The organism is Segetibacter sp., assembly GCF_025963695.1.
Classification (GTDB): Bacteria; Bacteroidota; Bacteroidia; order Chitinophagales; family Chitinophagaceae; genus Segetibacter.
This window is the reverse complement of sequence record NZ_JAOQAH010000112.1, coordinates 1-7,894: the sequence shown is the minus strand read 5'-3', so window position 1 is coordinate 7,894 and position 7,894 is coordinate 1. Positions and strand designations below refer to the sequence as shown.

General features: G+C 38.4%; 6 protein-coding genes. 1 reads left to right on the top strand and 5 read right to left on the bottom strand.

Going from position 1 to position 7,894, the window contains the following annotated elements; all coding sequences use genetic code 11:
• Positions 1-652 precede the first annotated feature (652 nt).
• Entirely contained in the window at positions 653-1,924 is a 1,272-nt protein-coding gene (locus tag JWR87_RS19345) for a DEAD/DEAH box helicase (protein ID WP_297823380.1), read from the top strand.
• A gap of 168 nt (positions 1,925-2,092) precedes the next feature.
• Here JWR87_RS19345 and JWR87_RS19340 read toward each other — a convergent pair whose 3' ends face one another.
• The 5 genes from JWR87_RS19340 to JWR87_RS19320 all read right to left on the bottom strand — a co-directional run bounded on the left by JWR87_RS19340 (position 2,093) and on the right by JWR87_RS19320 (position 7,615).
• Entirely contained in the window at positions 2,093-2,857 is a 765-nt protein-coding gene (locus JWR87_RS19340) for a hypothetical protein (RefSeq protein WP_297823378.1), read from the bottom strand.
• 267 nt (positions 2,858-3,124) lie between these two features.
• On the bottom strand, positions 3,125-4,162 hold the full coding sequence (locus tag JWR87_RS19335; RefSeq protein WP_297823376.1) for an adenylate/guanylate cyclase domain-containing protein: 1,038 nt from the start codon (positions 4,160-4,162) through the stop codon (positions 3,125-3,127).
• Complete coding sequence (locus tag JWR87_RS19330; RefSeq protein ID WP_297823374.1) at positions 4,155-4,544, bottom strand: response regulator; 390 nt, start codon at positions 4,542-4,544, stop codon at positions 4,155-4,157. Before JWR87_RS19330 ends, JWR87_RS19335 begins: the two co-directional genes overlap by 8 nt.
• A gap of 26 nt (positions 4,545-4,570) precedes the next feature.
• Positions 4,571-5,929, bottom strand: a complete 1,359-nt coding sequence (locus JWR87_RS19325) for an ATP-binding protein (protein WP_297823372.1) — start codon at positions 5,927-5,929, stop codon at positions 4,571-4,573.
• 954 nt (positions 5,930-6,883) lie between these two features.
• Positions 6,884-7,615, bottom strand: coding sequence for a hypothetical protein (locus tag JWR87_RS19320; RefSeq protein WP_297823369.1), 732 nt, complete (start codon positions 7,613-7,615; stop codon positions 6,884-6,886).
• Positions 7,616-7,894 lie beyond the last annotated feature (279 nt).

The following is a 7,894-nucleotide window of genomic DNA, read 5'->3' as shown; positions in this document are numbered from 1 at the left end:
GTTTGTATGTGAAAACCAACCAAGGTTTAGATAAAAAAGTTTATGTAAAAAAGAAATTTTTTGACACATTAATAATTGGTGACAACTTAATAAAAGTGAAAGGTGAAACGTATCCCCGCAAAACTTAACTGAATACTAATACATAATAAAGACTCAGCGTGTCAATAAGTAGAAATGGACTTACTATTGTTACAAAGAAAATAGATGATAACAAGGTACTGACTGGATTTTATAAAAGAGGATAAGCTACCGGCAGCAAACATTGTTTCGCCACAAGGTGGGAATGTAGTTGTCTTTGCCGATGTTCCTGCAGCGCCACCTTTGCAAGGAACACCTGCAACTGTAGGGTAGCAAGGACAGGCATCAACAATAATGCAAGCACGCATTCATTCTTAAGTTGACCGCTATCGTTTGGTTGCCAACAAGTGCATTCATTCTCAACCATTTAAATTGATCAATGTTTAACCTTTACCATTTCTTTTCATATTTATGATGTACATTTGCATCATTCATATACTCTCTGACTAGCAGACCCGATAATCTTCCTTCTCTTTAAAGCATTCATCTGGTCATTTACAATGAGCAGAATATTCAATCAATCTTCACATACAATTTGGAAGGTTGTAATTACTTTTTTATAAATTTTTTTCAATTGTTATTCGAAAATTTAAATTTAATTGAGCCCATTTTAAAGGCGCTTAAAGCCGAAGGATATACAAATCCTACCCCTATCCAGGAAAAATCTATTCCCGTTGTTTTAGAGCGTAGAGACCTTTTGGGTTGTGCACAAACAGGTACTGGTAAAACAGCTGCCTTCGCTATTCCTATTCTACAAATATTACATCAGCAAAAAGCTGCACAAAGAGGACCAAAGCAAATAAAAGCGCTCGTGCTTACACCAACACGCGAACTGGCTATACAAATTGGCGAAAGCTTTATGGCGTATGGTGAATATACAGGACTAAACCACCTGGTTGTTTTTGGTGGCGTTTCACAGGTACCACAGGTAAATGCGTTGCGCTATGGTATTGACATTTTGATTGCTACACCCGGTCGTTTACTTGACCTGATGGATCAAAGACACATCAACCTGCAGAACATTGATATGTTTGTTTTAGATGAAGCTGACCGTATGCTTGATATGGGCTTTATTCACGACGTAAAAAAGGTGATTGCAAAATTGCCTGCAAAAAGACAAACATTGTTCTTCTCGGCAACAATGCCAAGAGAAATTGCTTCACTCGCTGATACCATTCTGGATAATCCAATGAAAGTAGAGGTAACACCAGTTTCTTCTACCGCGGAAAAAGTAGAACAGGCAGTTTACCTTGTAGAAAAAGAACACAAGCCTTCTTTATTGCTGCACATTTTGCAGGACGCCAATATTAAAAACGTATTGGTGTTTACAAGAACGAAACACGGCGCAGATAAAGTGGCCAAGTTTCTCAATCGTGCCGATATTTATGCTGACGCCATTCATGGTGAAAAATCACAAACAGCAAGGCAACGTGCTTTGTCAATGTTTAAAACAGGTGAACTTCGAGTGCTTGTCGCAACAGATATTGCCTCAAGAGGTATTGACATAGATGCGCTTACACACGTAATTAACTTCGACTTACCTAATGTAGCTGAAAACTACGTTCACCGTATTGGCCGTACAGGTCGCGCAGGTGCAAGTGGAATTGCTTTATCGTTTGTAGATGCCGAAGAAAGGGCTTATCTGAAAGATATCAATAAGCTTATTTCTAAAAACATTCCTATCATCGAAGAACAACCCTTTCATAGCAGCAAAGGCAAAATGATAACGGCTCATCCTAATAACATCAACAGGTCGACGGCTACACCAAGGCATAACAGCGTTCAAAGAAGAGAACGAACTACCTGGAGTAGAAATTCAATTCCTAAGACTAAAGCAGCTTTATAAAACAAAAAGCCCTTCGACAAATTCGAAGGGCTTTTTGTTTTTATTGAAAATTTTTAAGCTGCTTTTGTATGCAGCGATTGAACGGGTATTAAGCATTGTTGTGTCACACCCTTTTACGGCAAATGATTATGCAGCATTTCGCATGCTTTATTGAAAGTATCAGCGGTGCTACGATCTCCCTTTCTTTTCTTCCGCGACCTGGAAACTTACATACTGCAGCGCCTGGTAAATGACCCTTTTGTTATATTGTATAGCTGGTTCCCAGTTTGGCCCATTGCTGATAACGCGGATTGCTTCCACCCCACATTGAATGCATTTTTCAGGAACTAAGATTGCGTGTACGTTTTCAATGGCACCCTCCTTATTAACAATAAATTGAACCTTGACAGTATAAACACCAACAGGTGCATTGGCGTCAGCCGCTACATTACTGTTCAAGTTCTGTTCAAGGTATGTTCGCCATCCTATAAGGCCCCCAGGAAATTTTGCTTCTCTCTCAAAAACAAAATCCGGAATTTCTTGTCCATTTTCGTCCCAGCCAATTGAGTTAGTTTGAACGTTTTTTTTATAAAAAGCGATAGCCCTCTTTTTACCATCTTCGTAATAAATCGTTATGTTATTTGTATTTCCTTTTTCGTATAATTTCGTGTTTACTAAAGTTCCGTTTTCCTTGTACCATTTAAATAATCCATGCTCAGTTTTGCAATCTTTCTGCAGGTAAGATCCTTCCATTTGCAAAATCTTTCCTTTCACCCAGTAATCTTTCCTATTCCAAACGTTGCCATCCTTATAAATAGTAGCATAATAAAACGCCGTGTCTTTATTACAACTTTTCCAGCTTTCATTAAAGTATAAAAAAGAAGTATCGGTTTGGGTAAAACCGTAGAAGTGCGTGAATAAGATTACAACAACAAGCAATAGAACTTTTTTCATGGATAATTGATGAGGGTCAAAATAGGTAGAAGAAGATTTTTCTTTTAATAAACGAAAAGATGGATGTTCTATTATTAATTCTTAGAGCCAGAATTAGCAGTTCGCGAGGATTGAAGGAAATAAGGAGTTTTTTGAAAAGGAGAAATGCTTCGATACCGAAGAGTTTGCCAAACGAGCTGAAAAAAGTACAGAAAATAACTTCGGTCGAAGTGAGTGACACAACGATGTTGAAAAAAGATCTATCGCTGGCTTCCAAAATACGTTTATTTAATTCAATACCTGGTACACAACTTCCTGTTTTGCTTTATTCTTTAAGCTAACCTCGCCCAATTTTTCGCAGTTAAAAGACTCCTTAATTTTTTCGTACGATTTATGGTTAATTACAATTTGACCAGCCTGTGCTATTGACTGTAATCGTTGGGCGGTATTTACAACATCGCCGATTACTGTATAATCTAAGCGCCTGAGATCGGCAGAGCCTATATTGCCCGAGATTACCTCTCCGCTGTTAACACCTATTGATACTTTAGGCGTGTAGGTTTTCCCTGGTTGAGGACGTATATTTTCAATTTGCTTTCGCACTGCCAGGCAAGCTTCTATTGCCCGGTCTAAGTGATAGTCTCCCCTGAAGACTGCCATGATAGCATCTCCTATAAATTTGTCAATGTATCCCTTCTGACCTATGATCTCCTTCACCATTACATCAAAGTAGTTATTTAGAAGAGTAACAACCTCATTTGGTGGCTCTTTTTCAGTCATGGACGTGAAGCTGCAAATATCAAGAAAGGCAACCGTTGCCTCAACTGTTTCATTTTGCAATAAACTTTTTTCATACTCCGTTCCACTCATAAATTTTAGAACATTCTCATCAACATACATCCGGAGAATATTATTTTCTTTTATGGCATTTAAAGTCTGGCGAACCTGGGCTACATGTAGCATTGTTTTCTCAATCGTTAATTCAAGGTCTTGAAAATTGACAGGTTTGCAAACAAAATCAAAAGCCCCGCGATTCATAGCCGTACGAATATTTTCCATATCTCCGTAGGCCGATACCATTACAGTCTTAACCAGCGGACTTACTTCATTTATTTTGGCAAGTAACGTAAGGCCATCCATTTCGGGCATATTTATATCAGTAAGTACCACCTCCACGTCACCATGCTGCTGCATTTTGCTTAAAGCTTCGTTTCCGTTCAGCGCAAAAATGAATTCATATTTGCTCTCTCTTATCTGACGGCGAAACTTTTGCTTAATCAGCATTTCAAGATCTACTTCATCATCAGCTACTAATATCTTAGCCATTCACCTGGAGTTTAAGTTTTTCTTTTAGAAGATGAAAATCGATTGGCTTTGTCAAAAAATCATCGGCTCCCAATCGCATTGCAGTATTATAATTTTCACTGTCGCCATAAGCTGTTATCATCATTACTACCGGCGGCGGCGTTGCATATTTCTGTTTGATATGCTGTAGCAATTCTAAACCGCTCATTCCCGGCATATTAATATCTGAAAGAATTAATACTGCTTCATGATGGTGTAGCTGAAGGTACTGTAAAGCACCTTCACCTGAATGAGCAAAAGCAAACTCAGCAATGCCTTCTTTTATTTCTTTCCTAAATCGCTGCTGAAATAATGTTTGCATGTCCGGCTCATCGTCTACTACTAATATTTTCATGTTATCCATATACGTTTGAATTTTTATCTTGTTTACTATGTAAAAGGCAATTCCATAATAAATTCAGCAAACTCTCCTTCCCTGGTTTCCACCCTCAACTCGCCGCCATGGGCCTTTAAAATCTCGTAACTTAACGACAGTCCCAAACCAGTACCCTGGCCTGCCGGTTTGGTCGTAAAGAAAGGTTGATAAATTTTATCCAACACCTTTTGCGAAATACCGTTGCCATTATCCCTAACGCAAATCTGAATTTTGCGCTCCATTTTCTTTGTTGCTACGTACACTGTTGGCTCATACTTTTCCCCTTCCTGGAGTTGGTCTTTAGCTTTCTTCTTTTCATTAACAGAGTAAAAAGCGTTGTTTATTAAGTTGAGTAATACCCGCCCAATATCCTGCCCGATCACCTCTATTTCTTTTATCGATCCATCAAAATCAGTTTTAAATGTGGCATTAAAGCTTTTGTCCTTAGCGCGAAGACCATGGTAACTTAACCTCAAATATTCGTCTGCTAACGCATTTATATCTGTCGGTTCTTTTTTTCCGGAGCTTAAACGCGAGTGCTGTAGCATGCCCTTCACTATAGCATCAGCCCGTTTACCATGTTGGCTAATCTTTATCTCATTTTCCTTAATGTCTTTTATTATTTCCTTTACCTCATCCAGGTTTCCCTTTGCGATCTCGTGATCCATTTCTTCTAATAATTCCTTATTCACCTCAGAAAAATTATTTACAAAATTTAAAGGGTTTTGAATTTCATGAGCAATACCAGCTGTTAGTTCTCCCAACGACGCCATTTTCTCTTTTTGTATTAGTTGCACCTGTGTTTCGCGCAGCTCGTGCAACGCATGTTCCAGTTCTTCTTTTTGCTCTAAGAGCTGCGAGGTTCTCGCTGCCACCATTGTTTCGAGTTCAGCTCTGCGAGCAGCAATAAACCGGTGTTGCTCTTCTTCTATCTCTCTTTTTTGTCGTTCTTTCTCAAGCGCTTTGCGTTGTTTGTTAACTATAATGAACATAGCAATCATCCAGGCGATAGTACAAAACAGAATGATGTCGAGGTAATTATCTATCCTCCGAAAGAAAGGAGTATCAATTAAACCTATAACGTCAGTAAGAAAAGATACTATAGCAAAGGGTAAAACAGCAATGATCGTATTTCTAAAAAACCGAAAATCAGGATGTAAATAGGCAATACCAATAGAACCGAGAAGAATAAAATGGGCAATCCAGTCTATCACATTGTTTTTAAAAACCACCAAATCAAGCAGAGCAAGAACCGCAATGACATACATTGCCTGCAGAAGCAGCTTATCCCATTTTTTTAAAGGAGAAGTTTCAGGCACAGATTTTCTAAAGTACCTGACAAGAAAAAAGGCGAGAATAAGTTCTCCTGGCATATAAGTAGTAAATATTTAGCTAAGAAGCATCCGCAAAATGTCTTGAAAATTTGAAAGTAAAATAATGAAAGCGATTTACTTAAGAGATAAATTTTTATTTCTCACTTTTTAGCCTGCGATAATTCTCTGCGAATCTTTTGTTAGTGAGTACTGCGGGCTGTTCAGCTTCATTTTCTCACACAACCGTATGGTACAGCCTGCCAACATAGGCGCTTACTAGTCTTTTAAGGTTCGGAAAGATGTATAACCCTTTTTCAAATGATTAAACAGGTACGTTGGTTGGTGGGGTTGTTGCACTTTTTTACTTGCCTCCGCCCATCCGCATATGTGCGTCTTTGCATACCACTTTGCTATCTGCTCTTTTAGGGGCCTTAAATACTTTTCGCATGTCTGATGAACGGACTTACGATGGTAGTTTCTCCATCCTCTTGTTTTAGCTCTATTTAATAACACAATGTCTAGATTCGGCAAGACAGACCGGAGCGAATGTGAGGATATAATAGATAAGAACAATAAAGCGAGGTTGAGATTACACCTACATGCTACTAAAAGGCGTTGGAAAAAGTGAATGGGGAGATGGCAATTACCTTATGATGTGTAGATTAAGAAGAGCCATGTCCTACTACCTACGTGGAAGAGTTTAAAAAAACAGTTTAGCAAAACGAAAAGTGCTAATAAAACTTCGGATTTGGCCACTTTGGGTTTATATAACCATAAAGAGGATAGATAGATCGCTAATATGACACAGGCAATACAAGACAACACAGCGATTACATTAGAGAATACAAATGTAGAAAATGCAAGTCTTAGTTTTTGCACAGTCTTTGGTCCGTGTTCCTGTACCCCTGCTTATTACCGATGATAATTGACTGAACCGTATTAATTACGATTTCTCGTCGGGGCCAGCATGATATTAATTTAATAAAGTGTCATCGCCCTAGAACTGTTTATCCTTTATTTTATCTTACTCCAGACTTCATAAATACTATCACCTTTTGAACTTAACCCACTGTGATGCCAATCCTCGTTTTCCAGTTTACCATTAAAGGAAAGTGAGGAGGCAACCCGGGTGCTGTCGCGGGAAAAGAACTCAATATTCTCAACATATTTTCCATTATTAAAAGTATACGAGCCTCCGCCTGTTCCAAAAAACTCTTTAGTTTCAGGATTGATTGCCGCCCATTGAAACCGGGTTGCTGATAATATTTTAATTGTTTTACGTGGTCCGGTCTGATGTATAGGTACGATTTTTCCCTCCTGCTTTCGTGCGGTAATATGCCATAGTCCGGCCAGGTTTTCATTCCCTTTATCTATCCTGTTCCACGTTTCCTTTTTTCCGTTTACATCTGCAACAAGTTGATTGTTGGTAAAAGAAATGTTGTAAACAACAGTTGTACCTATCCGGTCCCTTTGCCTTGTGTCGAACTCGTAAAGCACCGATAATTTTCCTTTTTGCAACTCATATTTTCCTCCCTCTGCAAATAGAAACTTTCTGTCATTTTTGTTATACCCGGTATTGGTTAGGTAACCGTTTACTAGTATTATAACCTGGTCGCTTGTATTGCTTTGCAGTTTCCATGCACCCGTTATGTCAACAGTTTCCCGGGAATGATTCATAAAAGCTACATTCATAAAAAAAGCAATTGATACAATTACAGAAATACGAACGAGAAGAATAGGTTTCATAATGACAATGTATTTAAAAGATTGAGGACGTAATATTATCAGGGCGTTTACATGATATTAAAGTTACAAACCCTCAGCTAGTGTCAACTAAAAAAACTTCGTTTACAGGCCTCCGTTAAGGAGAAGTACAGGGAACTCGGTAACTTTTGTAATTTTTACGTTGATCCTGTTTTTCCCTTTGATTAATTGACAGACTTAGGAGAAGATGTGGATAACAATATAAACTGCTTGTCTCATTAAAAAATTAATTTGTTTAATTATAAGCCCGCGTGTTGTGTG

What these genes read in the sequence shown, in the direction of transcription:
- JWR87_RS19340 (WP_297823378.1), bottom strand. Translation starts at nt 2,857, where the DNA reads ATGAAAAAAGTTCTATTGCTTGTTGTTGTAATCTTATTCACGCACTTC.
- JWR87_RS19335 (WP_297823376.1), bottom strand. Translation starts at nt 4,162, where the DNA reads ATGGCTAAGATATTAGTAGCTGATGATGAAGTAGATCTTGAAATGCTG.
- JWR87_RS19330 (WP_297823374.1), bottom strand. Translation starts at nt 4,544, where the DNA reads ATGGATAACATGAAAATATTAGTAGTAGACGATGAGCCGGACATGCAA.
- JWR87_RS19325 (WP_297823372.1), bottom strand. Translation starts at nt 5,929, where the DNA reads ATGCCAGGAGAACTTATTCTCGCCTTTTTTCTTGTCAGGTACTTTAGA.
- JWR87_RS19320 (WP_297823369.1), bottom strand. Translation starts at nt 7,615, where the DNA reads ATGAAACCTATTCTTCTCGTTCGTATTTCTGTAATTGTATCAATTGCT.